Origin of the sequence: Seinonella peptonophila (assembly GCF_900129355.1) — a bacterium.
GTDB lineage: Bacteria > Bacillota > Bacilli > Thermoactinomycetales > Thermoactinomycetaceae > Seinonella > Seinonella peptonophila.
The window spans coordinates 148,925-165,592 of sequence record NZ_FQVL01000004.1 but is presented as its reverse complement, the minus strand read 5'-3'; the positions used below and the strand labels follow the sequence as shown (position 1 = coordinate 165,592).

14 protein-coding genes and 1 tRNA gene are annotated in these 16,668 nt (G+C 40.5%); 5 read left to right on the top strand and 10 right to left on the bottom strand.

Annotated elements, in window-relative coordinates; genetic code table 11:
- Positions 1-115: 115 nt before the first annotated feature.
- The 7 genes from gltX to BUB71_RS09145 all read right to left on the bottom strand — a co-directional run bounded on the left by gltX (position 116) and on the right by BUB71_RS09145 (position 9,264).
- Positions 116-1,570 (bottom strand): glutamate--tRNA ligase, encoded by a 1,455-nt coding sequence (gltX, locus tag BUB71_RS09175; protein ID WP_073154539.1) that lies wholly within the window; start codon positions 1,568-1,570, stop codon positions 116-118.
- A gap of 57 nt (positions 1,571-1,627) precedes the next feature.
- On the bottom strand, positions 1,628-4,753 hold the full coding sequence (locus BUB71_RS09170) for an MMPL family transporter (protein WP_073154538.1): 3,126 nt from the start codon (positions 4,751-4,753) through the stop codon (positions 1,628-1,630).
- 478 nt (positions 4,754-5,231) lie between these two features.
- Positions 5,232-6,008, bottom strand: coding sequence for a class I SAM-dependent methyltransferase (locus BUB71_RS09165; protein ID WP_422785139.1), 777 nt, complete (start codon positions 6,006-6,008; stop codon positions 5,232-5,234).
- 192 nt (positions 6,009-6,200) lie between these two features.
- A complete protein-coding gene (locus tag BUB71_RS09160; protein WP_073154537.1) occupies positions 6,201-6,950 on the bottom strand; it encodes an MBL fold metallo-hydrolase in 750 nt (249 codons plus the stop codon).
- Positions 6,951-7,128: 178 nt separating this feature from the next.
- A complete protein-coding gene (locus BUB71_RS09155) occupies positions 7,129-7,422 on the bottom strand; it encodes a hypothetical protein (RefSeq protein ID WP_073154536.1) in 294 nt (97 codons plus the stop codon).
- A 14-nt stretch (positions 7,423-7,436) separates the two neighbouring features.
- Positions 7,437-7,793, bottom strand: a complete 357-nt coding sequence (locus tag BUB71_RS09150) for an ArsR/SmtB family transcription factor (protein WP_073154535.1) — start codon at positions 7,791-7,793, stop codon at positions 7,437-7,439.
- Positions 7,794-7,851: 58 nt separating this feature from the next.
- The gene (locus BUB71_RS09145) at positions 7,852-9,264 is read right to left on the bottom strand and encodes an alpha/beta hydrolase family protein (protein ID WP_175552323.1); all 1,413 of its coding nucleotides are present in this window, start codon (positions 9,262-9,264) and stop codon (positions 7,852-7,854) included.
- A 214-nt stretch (positions 9,265-9,478) separates the two neighbouring features.
- Here BUB71_RS09145 and BUB71_RS09140 point away from each other — a divergent pair, with 214 nt between their 5' ends.
- Positions 9,479-9,739, top strand: a complete 261-nt coding sequence (locus BUB71_RS09140) for a hypothetical protein (protein WP_073154534.1) — start codon at positions 9,479-9,481, stop codon at positions 9,737-9,739.
- A 391-nt stretch (positions 9,740-10,130) separates the two neighbouring features.
- Here BUB71_RS09140 and BUB71_RS09130 read toward each other — a convergent pair whose 3' ends face one another.
- Both BUB71_RS09130 and BUB71_RS09125 read right to left on the bottom strand, forming a co-directional pair.
- On the bottom strand, positions 10,131-11,258 hold the full coding sequence (locus tag BUB71_RS09130; RefSeq protein ID WP_073154532.1) for a sensor histidine kinase: 1,128 nt from the start codon (positions 11,256-11,258) through the stop codon (positions 10,131-10,133).
- Positions 11,255-11,941: a response regulator transcription factor gene (locus BUB71_RS09125; RefSeq protein WP_073154531.1), complete on the bottom strand. Its 687-nt coding sequence runs from the start codon at positions 11,939-11,941 to the stop codon at positions 11,255-11,257. The genes BUB71_RS09130 and BUB71_RS09125 overlap by 4 nt, the downstream gene beginning before the upstream one ends.
- A 194-nt stretch (positions 11,942-12,135) precedes the next feature.
- Here BUB71_RS09125 and BUB71_RS09120 point away from each other — a divergent pair, with 194 nt between their 5' ends.
- Positions 12,136-13,386 (top strand): serine hydrolase domain-containing protein, encoded by a 1,251-nt coding sequence (locus BUB71_RS09120; protein ID WP_084731349.1) that lies wholly within the window; start codon positions 12,136-12,138, stop codon positions 13,384-13,386.
- Positions 13,387-13,863: 477 nt separating this feature from the next.
- Positions 13,864-15,087: an MFS transporter gene (locus BUB71_RS09115; RefSeq protein ID WP_073154530.1), complete on the top strand. Its 1,224-nt coding sequence runs from the start codon at positions 13,864-13,866 to the stop codon at positions 15,085-15,087.
- Positions 15,088-15,512: 425 nt separating this feature from the next.
- Here the strand turns inward: BUB71_RS09115 and BUB71_RS09110 are convergent.
- Positions 15,513-15,589: transfer RNA gene (locus tag BUB71_RS09110), tRNA-Arg, on the bottom strand.
- A gap of 186 nt (positions 15,590-15,775) precedes the next feature.
- Here BUB71_RS09110 and BUB71_RS19540 point away from each other — a divergent pair.
- Both BUB71_RS19540 and BUB71_RS09105 read left to right on the top strand, forming a co-directional pair.
- Positions 15,776-15,940 carry a hypothetical protein gene (locus BUB71_RS19540; protein ID WP_175552322.1) on the top strand — a complete coding sequence of 55 codons (165 nt, stop codon included), beginning with the start codon at positions 15,776-15,778 and terminating at the stop codon, positions 15,938-15,940.
- Positions 15,941-15,985: 45 nt separating this feature from the next.
- Positions 15,986-16,627, top strand: a complete 642-nt coding sequence (locus tag BUB71_RS09105; protein ID WP_073154529.1) for a hypothetical protein — start codon at positions 15,986-15,988, stop codon at positions 16,625-16,627.
- Positions 16,628-16,668 lie beyond the last annotated feature (41 nt).

The window sequence follows — 16,668 nt, the reverse complement described above, 5'->3', positions numbered from 1 at the left end:
ATAAACAATATAAAAAAGCACCACCAAAGGTAGTGCTTCCAGATTATAGATAAAATCGCGTGATCGGCTCGTGTTCGTGGTTCACGGCGACGCTCCGATCCGGGTTTGCTTCTCATCAAGTGGAGAGCGCTTGTTCCAATCTTTGCAACACAGTGTCCTGACCTAACAAGGCTAATGTCTCGTTCAGGTCTGGTCCCTTACTCTCTCCTGTAGTAGCGACACGAACTGGTAGAAAGAGTTGTTTTCCACGGTAGCCGGTCTCTTTCTGGACTTTTCGAATTGCTTTTTTAATTTGTGGCGCTAGATATTCATCTGTGCCCAAAGCGGCTAAATTTGCCCTTACCGCTTGTAAAACGATCGATACATGCTCTTCTTGAAGAAGTTTTTTGGCTTCTTCATTGTATTCCACCTGATCTTGAAAGAAAATTCTCGATACATCTACAATCTCATGGATTGCTTGAATGGCAGTTTGATATAGCGTCACAAGCGAAGTAACCCAATCAAGCGGCAACTTTCTATCATATTCCTTTTCTAGATAAGGAAGAGCAAGCTCAACAATCCGCTGAGGGTCTGAAGCTTTAATATACTGTGCATTAACCCAAGCTAACTTCTCAGGATCAAAGACTGCTCCTGAACGATTGACCCGTTCATATGAGAATTGTTCGATCAATTCTTCTTTTGTAAAGAGCTCTTGTTCGCTATGTTCATCACTTGGCGACCAGCCTAATAATGCCAGATAATTAATCACTGCTTCTGGTAGATAGCCGAGTTCTTTATACTGATCTATAAATTGAATAATCGAACCATCGCGTTTTGATAATTTCTTCCCATTTGGATTTAAGATAAGCGGTAGATGTCCAAAGCGTGGTTCTTCCCAACCAAACGCACGATAGAGCAAAATCTGTTTGGGTGTATTGGAAATATGCTCTTCACCACGAACAACATGCGTAATCTCCATTAGATGATCATCAATGGTTACAGCAAAATGATAAGTTGGGATTCCATCTGATTTTACAATTACAAAATCTTCAACGTCTTCGGTAGTAAAACGAACGTCACCCCGAATTAAGTCATCAAAATCAAGTAAATCGGAAGCAGGTACAGCAAAACGAATGGTATAATCAGCACCTGCTTTTTCCTTATATGTTCGCTCATCTTCTGTTAGATGACGGCATGTTCCTGGATAGCGATAGAGACGACCTTCTGCTTTGGCAGCTTCTTTTTCTGTAGCCAACTGTTCACTGCTACAGTAACACTTATATGCTTTACCTTCTGCTAACAGTTGCTCGACAAAGGGTTGGTATAGTTCTAATCGCTCCATACAACTATAGGGACCATAATCTCCCCCCATTTCTGGACCTTCGTCCCAATCCAACCCTAACCATCGGAAACCATCGATGATGCCTTGAAGTGCATCCTCTCGATTCCGGGCGAGATCAGTATCTTCAATCCGAAGTATATAACTTCCACCTTGTTGTTTCGCAAATAAATAATTAAATAGTGCTGTTCGAGCCCCACCTATATGTAAGTGTCCTGTAGGACTGGGAGCAAAACGCATACGAACTGACATGTTTTACCCTTCTTTCTCGTCCAAACTTTACTGGCTTAGTATATCACTATCGGCGGGTTATAAGTAAGCATCCTGTTCAATCTGCTTACGATGCTGTTGTTCACGAAGACTTTGTTTTTCCATTAATGCAATTCCTGCTGGAATAAATAAAGGCAACAGAACAAATGCGAGGAGTAATAATGCGAGTATCACGACAGTAGATATTTGCACCAGTGTCGTTACGCCGGCTGGATACATGGCAGCAAATGTTCCACATAGAATGATGGCGGCGGAGATGACAACGCCTCCGATCTTTCTCATCGCCAGCAAGATTGCTGCACTTGCTGATTCACGTATCGATTCTTGATAACGCATCAATAAGAAAATACTATAGTCAACTCCCAAAGCAATGATCAGAATAAAGGAGAAAAATGGCACTGTCCAAGAGAGTCCCAATCCACCAAACCAATGCGAAAAAACCAGCTCGCTAAATGAGAGGGCGGTATAGTAGGAACCGACCAGACTTAACATGACGAACACAGGTAACCAGAATGAACGGAAAAGAAGGATTAACATAATCCCAATACCAATCAACATAAAGTTGACCGTTCGCGAAAAATCACCTGCTGAGATATGTTGAAGATCATCATTACTAGCCGATACACCGCCCGTTCCAATTTGTAGGTTTTTATATGGTGTGTATGTGGCAAACTCCTTAACCGTTTTATCAATCTCTTTCGCTAAATCCATCGCTTTTGGAGAATATGGATCAACTGATAGAGCAATGTTATACTTGATCACTTTACGATCCTTTGACATATAAAGGTCTAATGCTTTTTGGAAACTATCCCCTTTTCTCACTTCATTTGGAACAAAGAACCTCTCAATTGATGATCCACCTGTTAACTCAGCTAGATATTGATTTCCTTTTACTAATCCACCCGATATCTTATTCAGGCCATTAGAGCTTTTACTTAATCCCTGCTGTAACTCTTTCATTCCCGCTGCATATTGCTTCAATCCTGTATTTAATTGCTTTTGTCCTTGATTGACCGCTAGTAATCCCTGGTCCATCTTCCCAATTGATGCAGTTACAGCTGCCTGTCCAGTGGCTCCTTGCTTTAGCCCATTTGCCAACTGCTTCGCTCCACTACTCAACTGACTACTTCCTGACTGCAATTTCTTTTCTCCTGCGACCACTGCGGCTAGCCCTTGATTGGCACGGTTCATTTGCTCCACTACTTGTGAAAATGATGCCCCTGCCGTGGGATGGGCAGCCTGCTCTTTTAGTTTTTCTGCAGTTGCGCGAATCGTTGCTAACTCTTCACTCTGCGCCAACTCAGGATTTTTCCGCTCCATCTCTTTAACAGATGTCAGGATTTGTTCGGCAGCCTGCTTTAATGCGGTGGATTGCGCTTTTATCTGTTGGTTCATACGACTTTCAGCTTTTCCCATTTCCTTAGCCAATAGCCGATAGCCCGATAAAATTTGTTCGGTTGAATCTGTTAATTGCTCAATTCCATGATCTAATTGGTTTAAAGAAGTAGAAAACTGACTTGCACCGGCTGCCCCTTGATGAAGACCCGTTTGAATCTGACCGAGTACCTTCCCTACTTGTCCCAAACCCTGACGGATCGAGTCTGTACCTGTGATCAGTTTGTTAACATTATCAAATCCGCCAGCTGTAGAAGCCTGAATTTGACTTGCGGCTTGATTTAGACCACCCGATATTTGTTGCAGCCCTTTGTTTGATTGGTCCAAGCCTTTATTTACTTGCTTTGTCTGCTCTTTTGCATATAATTTGTCTATTCTCTGTCCATTTGGACGGGTTGGTCCATAGACAAGTTTTACACCCGGAATTTGCTCTAATCTCTCCTGTAGTTCATCTAAAAAACCTAATCCTTCTGCTGAATCAAGCGCTTGATCAGATTTGAGCAGTACGGTGGTTGGTAGTGTTTGTCCAGCTCCAAATGATTGAGCGACCAAGCGAAATCCTTTTACTGATTCATAATTTGGATGTACTTCCTGTAAGCTATCGAATGATAATTTACCTTGATAAACAAAAAAGAAAGGTAAGGTAATGGCAATGACAATGACAATAGAAAGAATGGGACGCTTTACTGAGAATCGACCAAACCACTTCCAGAGACGACTCTCTTTATGCTCTGAAGATTTTTTCGATGGCCAGAAAAGGATTTCTCCAAAGATCGCCATACAAAACGGAACAATTGTAAAGAGAACCGCTAATAAAATCACAACCCCTACAGCAACAGCTACACCCGATTGGTAGATGCCAAACTTTGAGAAACTAAGCATGCTAAAGCCAATCAACACGGCTAAACCACTGAAAAAGACTGTTTTACCGGCAGTGCGATAGGTTGCGTGGATGGCATCACTGATTTTATCCCATTGTTTTAGCTCTTCTTTAAATCTCATAAAGAGCAAGATATTATAATCCGTCCCGATCCCAAATAGGACTAGAACAAGGAAAATTTGCGTTGTGTTCGCAAAGGGAAAATTGAAATATTCAACCAGATTGGCAACGATTCCAATCGATACAAGATATGAAATCCCTACAATGATCAGTGAGATGAATGGAGCGATAGGCGACCGAAAGACAAAGATTAATACAGCAATGATAAAGATAACCGTAAAGAGTTCAGTTTTCTTCACCCCATCAATCGATGTCTGCGCATAATCCTCCATAATAAACTTATCACCTGTAATATAGGTGTCCATCTTGCTACGATTGATCTCTTGTTTCAATTGATCATGAATTTCCTGAATGGTATATTGCTTTGGCTTGCTTACTGTCGCAATCGCCATTAACGTTTTGCGATCTTTCGATAACAAACGCTTTTCAGCCTCTTTATGCTCAAATGGAGTTAAAATACTATTAATATGTAAAGATGGCTTCTGCTTCATCTCTTTTAACAGTTGCTCTACCTGTTTAAAATCATTTTTAGAAAATGCACGTTCCTGATGGAAAACAAGGATGGCATCAAACTCGCTTCCTCCTTGCTTACCTTTATTCAATTCTTTTTGCAACTTTGCTGCCAAACCCGACTTATAAGTTTCACCTACAGTAGGCTGACCTTTCTCTTTAACGAGCTGATCTAGTGATGGCATGGTAGCAGAAATCCCAATGGCAAGTACTACCCATAAAATTGCCCATATCCATTTCGTTCGTAATATCCACTGCATATTCAAACCCCCACTCGTTATCTACTACATTCTAATAAATAACCAGCGGAGTTTATATAAAAAATCTACCATCAAAATAATTTTCGATTTTTGTACAATAAAAAAGACCTCACAAGAGAGGTCACAGACTGAAGAAAACCTAGTGAGCGAGTGGAGAGGTGAACGGCAAAGCTCCATTTCGGGCGCTACTTAGCGGAATGGCAGCTGAAGCGGTATTTTCTATATGGGCAAACTGTTCGAGTCTCCGCAGGCGAATGCCGGAGGAGGCGAGTTTTGCCCGACCGCGAAAGCTGACAGAACGCGGCAGCCATACATCTTTGCAAGCCCGGGTCGGAGCGTGCCGGGAACCACGATCACGAGCCGCCGATCGCGTGGCTTTGTTACACTCTGAGACCTCATAAGAGAGGTCACAGCTTGTAGACATCATCACTTTCTGGCTCATGATCGTGGCTGGAGGTGACGCTTTCTCACTCGCTTGTTAAGATTTCACACCTTGTATCAAAACAGATAACAGGCTGAAGGATTTCGGATGTCCTGTTTGATCCAGTTCAATTTGAAATAGCTCTTTTTGCTTTGCTGTAGCTTGCTGTAACATTTGAATGAGCTTTTGTCGTGTGTCCTCAGGAGTGGCTGACCGTTCAACCCAATTATCAAATTGAAGAGAGATATGCCAATGCTTTACTTCTCTATATTCCAGTTGGTTCTCTTCAAAAAAAGATCGCCACTCTGACAATTTATATTCCCGTACATGTGAAGGATCGCGTAATTGATCCAATCGATTGATAAAATGGTCTTGTTCTTCTTCTTCAGGAGCATAATGATCAACCAATAAGAAACTTCCGCCTGGCTTTAACACCCGTGTGATTTCTTTAAACGACTGCTGAATATCTACAAAGTGATGGGCAGCCAACCGACAAGTGACAATATCAAAAAACTGATCTGGAAAAGGAAGTCTCTCTACATCTCCCACTTGAAAGGTGGCGTTCTTTACTCCACGATCAGCAGCTAACTTTGTCGCTACTTCGACCATTGCAGGTGTTACGTCTAAACCGTATACTTCGGCTACCTGCGTGGCAAATGCTAAAGCTGTGTGACCTGCGCCTGCCCCAATATCTAGTAACTTTTCCGATCCAGTCAAAGGAATGCATTCAACCATCCAGGTTAAATCATTGCCTACAGCAAATACCGCTTCATCTCGATATTTCTCTGCTTTATCCGCAAACTGTTGCTCGGCTGAAATCTTTGGATTGTCCACATTGCTCCCTCCCATCTGATTGCTCTATCATATCGACAGTTCAAACTAGTTTCAAGTTACATCATTATGCAGCGATGTGAAGCTTTACAACTTTTTGCGCGTATTTTTCTCTAAATCATTTACTAGAAAAAAAGCAGGTAATAACCGACCGCTTTTATATATCGATCAGTCTATTCAATCTGCTTATCAGACCTAGCCTTCATCCACAATTTCCTGTAATCGCTTTTGCACATCTCCTTCATAAATCCCTCCATGATAACAAAGAACTGACTCAATTTCATAGTCAAGTAATCTTTTTACAGAGTCTTGTGCTAATCGATGGTCGAGAGATGTTACTCGATCAGGGCCATGCAACTGACCATCTCGAGCAATCAGCGCATCTCCTGCGATTAGCATCTTAGACGCTTGATGATAGAGACTAATATGTCCAGGTGTATGTCCTGGCGTTTCAATGACGATCAATCCGCCACACCAAGCAAAATGATCCTGATCAGAGATTGTATGCGAGACAGGGGCTTTGGGAGGATGAAGCATGATTCTTTTTAGCCCTTCTCGAAATGAAGCAGGTACACTTTTAGGGAGTTGATCAATAGAAGCAATTGCTTGATCAGTAAAGCGAAGGATTCTCTTCTCCCCCTCAATATAGGGCTTCTCTAGTTTATGTGCATAGACTTCTATCGGGTATGTGGAATCTTCTAGTAGACTTTGTAAATTCCCAATATGATCTATATCTTGATGTGTCATGATGATTCGCTTTAAACGAGCTGGTTTTAATCTGGCGGAATGAAATGCCGAATATAATTGTTCTAATTGATCAGGGAATCCAGTATCGACCAACACAACTTGATCCTCGTCCCAAAATAAAATGGGATAAACCGTATCCATTTTCCCCATAACAGGCGCAGAAATTGGAATAATCATCAATCCTTGACCCACACTCATCAGCTTTCACGCTCCCAAGTAAATCATCATTTACCCGGCCGGGTCTTACTATCATAATCCGAAATTCCTTTTATGTAAATATTATAATCAAACATCATAACATATAAAAATTATTTTGTCAAGATTATATTGGTTTTTTTACATAATAGAAGCCCATAATAAAATGGGCAACCGATAATTATTCAACCTCTTTGATCATCCGGTGAACTTCTTTTAGTTCAGTATCCATTTGTGCTAGCTTTTGTTCTAAGATTCCTAGTTTTTTGCTTGTCTCTTCCTGAACCGCAAGACTCTGTTCGGAAAGTTTACGATACGCCTCGTCACGTGCAATTTCTACTGCTGTTTTTGTCTTTAGTTGGTAGTTTTTAAAGAGTTGTATGATCAATACAATCAACAACACTCCTACAATAATTGCAAGTAACATACCCAAACCCATCCCTAAGTATCCATACCAATCATTTGCTTGATTCAACGATAAACGACCTCCTATTTCCTTTTTTTGCCCGAGTTATTTGGTGCTTTTGTCGTCAATGTCTCGACTGCCTCGGTGATTAGCTCTGGACTTAGCTGTAAGAAGAATGGGCTGACTTCCACATACTTCATCGCTTTCCCATCAGACGACAGTTCGAGGCTACTCGTGATCAATCCAGCACTCTCTAAACGTTGGAGATGCATATAGAGCAATGGTCGACTCATTTGTAGCATACGAGCCAGTTCACTCACATAGCTTCGTTCATGGGTCAATGAAGCGATGATGCGCATTCTGTGTGGATTTGCCAATGCTTCCAGCATCTTTAACATTTGGTCACCTGTTGGCACTTGATCAATTTTTTTATGTTTCATATGTAATAAATATATGTCATATGAAACATAAAATCAATAGCTTGTTATGATAAAACGGTTAAAAAAATAGTAATTTCCAATAAGCAGCCCAAAAGGCAAACAATATGCTGCCTAAAGTTAATAAACTTAGGCGAATTCGTTCTATTTTTGATGCAATTGTCCAATGTTTATGCAGAATAAAAAACAAGCTGATACTAAACAAGCAGGCAACAAGAGTAAATATTTGAATGATCAACCAGACAAGAGAATGACCCATCAAAACGGGACCGATATGTTTACCTGCTTTTATCCAGATATAGAAAAAGAAGCAGACAAAACCAATCGTTGCAACTCCCCCTGTGATTGCTACCAATCGAGGTATCCAACGAATCATCTTAGATAAACGATCTTGCCGATGCCGACGTAACCGAATTCCATATCCAAAAAAGCCGATCAAAAGAAATAGTAGTAATGCTCCTTGAAACTGAACAGAATCATACCAATGCGTTTTCGCTGCATCTACATATGTGGAAAATGCTTGTTTGGGTTGAACAACCCCTGATAAAGGCTGTATTTTTTTGCTTAAAAAGAGCTGATCTAGCCAAGACGTCATGACCTCACCATATCCCTGTGCGAGTGGTTGTAGTCTTTTAAATCCATCGGGCGTTTGATGGGCTGCATGATCAGCATTCGGTATAAAGGCAAGGGTGTAGTTATCCTTTCTCACTTGAGAAAATGTTTCCTTCATGATCGCAGCACTTTCAGCGGGAGGGGACTGACGATCTTCACTTCCCCAAATAGCGAGAATGGGTTGTTTCAAACGCTGTAGCACAGGAATCGCATCATAAGTAGCCTCGGGAAACAATGATGAACCTACAATAAATCTGACCCCATTTCGATTGACAGCCCCAATCATCGATTGATCAGTAATTCCTTGATAACGCAACATATTTTCGATGCTCCAATTTTGTTGCGCAATCGGTAAAACGGTAGCGGCTCCAAGTGTGATTACAAACTTGATCTCACTAGACTGTGTGGCTGCTAATGGCGCTACCCAGCTACCTTCACTCTCTCCAAATACACCAATCTTATTTGGATCAACATCAGGACGTTTTTTTAACGCTTGTACAGCAGCGATTACATCCTTAGCAAGCAGAGCATACGAACGATTAAAAGTAGAATAACCTTTTGTCCGTTTATCATAAATCAACGTCACATAACCCTTCTTCGCAAATATCTCTGCATGATCCCGCAGCTTATTTCGATCTCCTTTTCCTGACCCATGCACAATCACGATGGCTGGGTGGCGTCCTATTTTTGTAGGGGCAAGAACCGTTCCATTTAGCATGACACCTTCCCCTTGAAATTTGATTGGCTCCTCATGACTGCTTACATTTTGAGCAAAGATTGATGTCGGCATGAATAATGCAACAAATAATAACTGGATGATTCCCATCAAAATGACAAATTTACGCTTTCCGATCCGCTTCATCTGGTTCATTCCTCTCATATGTATTTTTCATATGTAATAAATATATTACATATGAATATTTTTTGCAACAATAAAACCATCTAAAAAAGATGGTTCGAATGACCTAGACATTTTTGCAAATTCATGCTTCGATATAATGAGACAACTGAACATAGCCACCCACTTTTATGACTTTTATGCTGGGAATTCGGAACCGAATCAACAAGGAGGGCAAGTGACAGCCGCATACCCCCATCCGCATGATGTGGTCGTCTTGCGGGATCTGCTGGATCGTCTCGCCGCCGACTCCCTGATCCAGGAGACCAGAGCTCACATCATCTGGATGCTGGAGACGTACTCCATCCCCTACTACAGCAGGCTGAATCCGGAGATGGAGGAGCCCTTCAAGCAACTCATCGATGGCATCTCCGACGGGGATGCAAGCACTGTTCAAGCGGCAATCGAGCAGATCAAGGCGCTGCTACCTGCATGCTGACACCTTCCAAGTTCAAGCCCCGTGCGGACCGCGCGGGGCTTGGCTTATTTCGAACTAAATATCTACTATGTACTAGGTTCTCGTTACATCTGAATCCAAACACCATTTCGCCAGATCATAGAGACCATTCGTCGATTGGAATCAAGCGTATATGATGCGGCATCTCCCAAAAAAGACATATTGGATCCTTTTTGGATTGTCCAGGTTCCGGAAAGCGTCCCTGTATAAAAAACAGCCGATGATGAGTTTGTAATGGATTCCATCCAAAGAACATGAGTTAACTGAAACGACACAAAACCCTGATTTCAACCACTAAAGTTAAAAGTCAGGGTTTTTGCTATCTGAAAAATAAAGTATGATTTCATTTACTTTACAATCCCCTAATATCGAGTCATTCTTGACAATCTCCTGAAGGCAAGTAAACGGCAAATGTTGTCCCTTCATCCAGTTGGCTCTCGACGTTGATAAAACCACCATGAGCTTTCACAAATTGGTGAGCAATGGACAATCCGATTCCTGTTCCACCTGTATGCCGTGAACGAGCCTTTTCAACCCGATAAAAACGATCGAACAAATGAGGAAGTTCTTCCTTAGGGATACCCATTCCTGTGTCGCTTACAGAAATACATGTATAAACCTTATGTTGATCCACAACCTTCGTTTTGATATCAATCGCTATCATTCCACCTTTTGGCGTGTAGCGTATTGCATTGGTTAACAAATTGATAAATACTTGTGTAATTCGTCTGGCATCGACTTTTACAATCACAGGTTTTGCGTTAGAAGTGAAGCAAATGTTCAATCCGTTCTCTTCTGCCTCCATCTTTACATCATTCACAATTTGTTGCAGATTTTCCCTCAAATCAATTGGTTTACAATTCAACGTCAATCGCCCTGCTTCGGCTAAAGATAAAACATGAAGATCATCAACTAACAAGCTCAAACGGATCACTTCGTCATGAAGTCTTAACAGTATTTCAGGAGAGATATGCTGACTTGCTTGTTGCGTATTTTCCAACTTTAATTGCATAATTGAAAGCGGAGTGCGAAGCTCATGAGCAACATCCGCAACCATCCTCTTTCGTACATTCTCAGCTTCACGTAAGCGAAGCGTCATATCATTGAATGTCTGAACTACTTTCCCATATTCGTCCCTAGATTCCATAGGAACGTTCACATTGAGATCCCCTTTTCCAACTTGTTCAATAGCAGTCATCAGTTTTCTAAGTGGAAGTGTAATAACTCCCGATATCCAATGACTAAAATATAGACCTGTTGCGATAAAAAATATAGCGATTCCAACCCCCATCAGTTTCATTTTATCAATTACATACGCCTTCAACATCTCAATTTGATCATTGAGCGAGACGTTCAAAAAAGCAGCTCCAAATTGTCCTTTGCGAAAACCGTCAAATACAAAGTCCATATAAATTTGATAGGTAAAAATGTGAGACAGGGTGATGATCAAAACGAGTAGTCCCATGTAAGCAAAGATTTTTTGGCGTACTGTCATTTTCATGTTTGCTCACCAAATCGATAGCCAAAGCCGTATACCGTTTGAATATATCGTGGATTAGAAGGGAGGTCTTCCAATTTTCTACGAAGGTTTCGAATATGGGAATCCATCGTCCGTTCATAACCCATATATTCGTCCCCTAGAGCGACTTTTAATAATTGTAGACGACTAAAAACAATTCCAGGACGTGCTGCCAAAGTATATAAAATTTTAAATTCGGTTGGTGTAAGTTGTATTTCTTGTCCATCTTTGTATACTTGACATTTTGCTTCTGAAATGGTCAAGTTGTCCCTTTTCAAAAGTTGTGGCTTATTTTCGGAGCCATGCATGCGCCTAAGTAAAGCCCGGATGCGCGTAGCCAATTCTCGTAAGCTAAAAGGTTTTGTCAAATAATCATCTGCGCCAATTTCCAAACCAACGATTTTATCCGATTCCTCTGATCGCGCTGTGACCATAATAATTCCACAATTCGATACTTGTCTTAATTCACGACAAACATCAAGACCACTTTTTTCAGGTAGCATCCAATCGAGAACAACGAGTTCGGGTTGTTCTGACTGGGCGAGCTCAAGTGCTTCCCTTCCGTTTTGACAAGTATGGACTTGAAAACCTTCTCGCTGTAAGTAAGTTTGCATTTCTTCCAGCATATTAGTCTCATCTTCTACGATCAACAATTTTGGTTCCATTCCAATCTCATCCTTCCAATACAGGAGATTCTATTATTATAGCGTGTCTACTCAAATAACTAAAAAATCCACACAAATTGGGAAAAATCTGCATCAGTTCTCGATAATTGTTTTGTAAATTATCAACTGTGAATGATGAACGATTCATTTAGATTCTCTTTACAAAATCATATCATCTGAGGGAGAGAGACAGCGTGAAGAAAAAGATTGTAAGTTTATCTGTAGCCTCTGCATTCATTTTTAGCTTGGCACTGAACGCTTCAGCTGAGACAGCTAATCCTGTGCATAAACCTGTCCAACAGTGTAGAAATCCAATCAGTGATACGTACGATGTATCTAAAATGGCAACAATATTTGATGAGAGTAAAATGATTTGGAATTTTGTTAATATGGATAAAATCCTACCCCATTCTATTATCAAAACGGGCAGCAAGATTCAGCCATTTAAAAAGGGTAAAAATGTTAGTCTTGACAAGCTTACTTATCAGTTCAAAGGGGAAACTCGCAAGTTCACAGATTTAATGAAACGTAGTAAAACAAACGGTCTTCTTGTAATCAAAGATGGTAAGATCGTGAACGAACAGTATTTTAACGACAACAATGAATGTACCCGGTTCACATCTTGGTCAGTAGCGAAGTCTTATGTTTCTACCCTTGTAGGAATCGCAGTAGATGAAGGCAAAATTAAGAGTATTGATGACATCGTCACAGATTATGTTCCTGAGCTTAAAGGTTCAGGCTATGAAGAAGCTACCATTCGCGATGTCCTTCAAATGTCTTCAGGGATAGTTTGGAACGAGGATTATAACAATGAAAATTCGGATATCTGGCGCATGTTGCAAGATGTAGTGTTCAACAAAATGCCCATCCAGGACTTTATTAAAGAATTGAAAAGCGGCCAACCACATACGTTCAACTATAAGAGTGCAGATTCTCAAGTCCTTACTTCCCTAGTAGAGAAAGTGAACAAAAAACCACTGCATGAGGTAGCTTCCGAAAAGCTCTGGAAACCACTCGGCATGACAAGCGATGCTTACTTAAACCAAGATTTACACAACAATGATGTAGGTCTGAGCTTCATCAATGCACCACTTCGTGACTTTGCGAAACTTGGTCAGTTATACTTGCAAAATGGTAAGTGGAATGGCAAGCAAATCGTTTCCGCAAAATGGATAAAAGAAGCAACCACACCCGTTGATGCAGATTTACAGCCTAATGCCTCTTATCCTCACTTTGGCTATCAGTATCAGTGGTGGGTTCCAGAAGGGGCAAAGCTGGGATATGAGTTTTCAGCGATAGGGGTCTATGGGCAGTATGTTTACGTAAATAAAGATGCAGGGATAGTCATCGCTAAAGTTTCTGCTGATCCAGACAATGATTTAAATGATTACGAAGAGATCACTGCTTTTAGAGAAATTGCAAAAGCGGTATCGAAAAAGCATTAACATAGAAGACCTCTCTAAGATAGAGAGGTTCAGCTTGTAGATAAAGTATAAGTGGTTATCATTTCTGGGAGTCAAGGTTTGCATTTCGCCTCCAGCTCAGGCTACGCAGATGTATTCAAGGCGCCGCGACTACTCGCTCAGGGCGGTATCAACTCGGCTATCGCCTCAAACAGTACTACCGCCTATTCTTCGCTTCATAGTCGCGGCTTTGTAGCGCCTGAAAGTCGGCTACATTGCAAACCATCTCCTCCTTTAACCATGTTGATTTTCTTGTTCTTTAACCAGAATGTAGGTTTTTCATCAGTCTGACCTCTCTAAGATAGAGAGGTTCTTTTATGTTCTATAAAAATAACTAAACCATTATATGGTGACTGATCGAATAACCAAAAGATCCACTAAAACAGAAAAAGATTTGCATCAGTTCTCGACAATTCATCTGTAAATTAACGGTGAAAGAGAACAAGAAAAGGATTCGAGGTGTTTGATTTGATTCATCCCAAGTGGATTATTTTCTCATCAATATTCATTAGTTGGATGGGAGTTGCGGTAAATAATCCGTTAATGGCACCGATTGCGCGTAGCATGGGTCTAACAGAAATACAAGCTGGATGGCTCATTTCCATCACGGCCATCATGTCCATCATAGGAAGTCTTTTTCTAGGACGCAAAAGTGATACTTTGGGACGCAAAAAAATTCTTTTGATCGGCATGACTGGATTTACTATTACAATGTTCTTTTTTGGAATTTTGGTGCAGATGGGTTTATCCAAACCGACATTGATAGGAATAGAAAAGATTTTTTTGCTCTTGTTGCTCATTCGACTCATCCAAGGTTTATTTTTTGGAGCCATTCCTTCTACAGGACAAGCTTATATGGCTGACATCACAACTGGAAAAGAACGACTTTCTGCAATGGCACTAATTGGTAGTGCAAATGGCTTAGGGTTTGTATTAGGACCAATGTTAGGAGCTTTCACTGTTGGATTCCATATGGCAACGCCATTTTATATATCTGCCTTTTTAACTGCTGGGGTTACGATCTGGCTTTGGATATCCCTAACCAACAAAAAAACACATATCTACAGTGATGAAAATGAAAGTACAGCAAAACCCATTCTTTTTTCCAAAGTGTGGTTACCACTGGCTTGTAGTTTATTACTTACGATGGCATTATCCATATTGCAAGTGACTTCTGGTTTTTATATTCAAGATACCTTACACATTTCCATAAAAGCGGCAACACGTTATGTCACGATCTTGATTACCATCGCTGGTATATCCGTTGTTCTTACACAAATACTCATTGTTAATCGATTTCGCTGGTCGCCGATCACGCTGATCAGGATAGGCTTACCAATTGTCTTTATTGGTTTTTTCCTTATTTCCATCACTTATGGGATTTTTTATTTGATTATTTCCTTCCTGCTGATCGGCATTGGTACTGGTATGGCTTTACCTGCCTCTATGTCAGCTGCTTCATTAATGGTTGATAAAACGCAACAAGGGAAAATTGCCGGAATGATTACAGCAGCTAATGCGGCAGGCTCCATCATCGCACCTTTACTTGGAACCTACCTCTATCACTTTTATCCACAAAGCCCATACTATACTTGTGTCATTTTGCTAATGGGAGCAAGCTTGTTAATTTGGACTGTTGGTAGAAAGAAACTGAATATATCAAGTAGTGAAGTTGGTAAATAAACTAATCTGCTTCTACGTTCTCACCAATCCATTGTATCCTCAACGTCTTTAAAATGTGCAATTACATATCCTGCAAACGTCGTGATTGCAGTTTCATCTCGACGTTTGCAATCTTGAAAACGCGCACATCAAGATTTTTTTGTTTTTTGTTTGACATTACTAGCGAATTCAATTCCATTCCCAAAAGAATCCATTGACGAATGTTCGCTGCCATGAGCTCTGACACATCAATAAATATAAGAATATTCTAACAATAAAAAGGAGTGTTTTCAATAAATGAATGTACACTCATGTCTCTTCCTCATGAAATGTTACTATACTCCTTTACTCAACTAAAGGTTGCATTTCGTTTGCAACTCTCGTCTTCAAAGCAAAATCCATCCTGCACTAATTCCCCAAACCCCTTGATAGTACTGCAATATGAATGGTGCACCCGGAGGGATTCGAACCCCCGACCTGCGGTTTAGGAAACCGTCGCTCTATCCTGCTGAGCTACGAGTGCATATTGTAAATTATATTATAGACCAGAAGGATTATTGATTTCAATGGGCGTTACTTAATCATCTACTTGAATTTGTTTCATCTATATCTACTCAGGGTAAATAAATGTCACGGAATTTTGAATGATTAATGGCTTGATAAAGATATATTTGTCATACTGACTATTTATCTGGAGGTAGATGGATCGATGAAAATATTTGAACCATCGGTTTATATTTACGCACGTTTTTTTTGGGGAGGCGATGGTCATAAAAAGCCAAAAAAATGTCCGCGCTGCGGTTCTGATGTGATCAAGGAAGATGATGATCGCTTCATCTGTCACAATTGTGATCATCGCTGGATTCCAAATTAAGCATTACATGATCCATATGATACAACAGTGAGGTGAGCGAACAAGATGCCGATTTGGATCAAACGAATCTTCATCGGTTTATTTACGCTTCTTTTTTTTGCATTTTTATTTTTTTTCATTCGCTGGTGGATTCAAAATTGGGTTTCAAACAACCCTTTGTTTTCGAGCGAGGTAAATGCCGCAATCATTACTGGCATTATCTCTGCGCTTACTTTTATCGGGATGATCTATGCGACAATCTATAGCACACAGCGAACGAATAAGATCACGATTCGTGATGAAATTTTCCGTAGAAGATTAGAAGTCTACTTTAAATTGATGGATTATGTGAGCGATATGTATCGTCAAGTACAGGATTTCATCTATTTTCCAACAAATGAGCGACAGGAAAAAATTCTTACCCTAGAAGCTGAGGTAAGTAAATATTTAAAGCTGCACCGCTACTCTCTTTCCAGTCCGATTTACAAACTTACTTTTGAATTAATCAGTGGAGCTGGGAATTTGGTAAAAAATCAGCGCTCATTCCACCGTTTAACAGATGACCTCGCACTAGATAAAATCAAGCTCCTTACCCCCATTGACCTAGAAAATTCTTTTCATCAAAAATATGTACTACCCTTTCATCGACAATTCGAAAAGGAGTCAGGACTGCAAAGTATTGAAAAAGAATTACATAATCTTCGCTAAATCCTCATCTACATGGAGATGAGGATACAATCAAATATGCG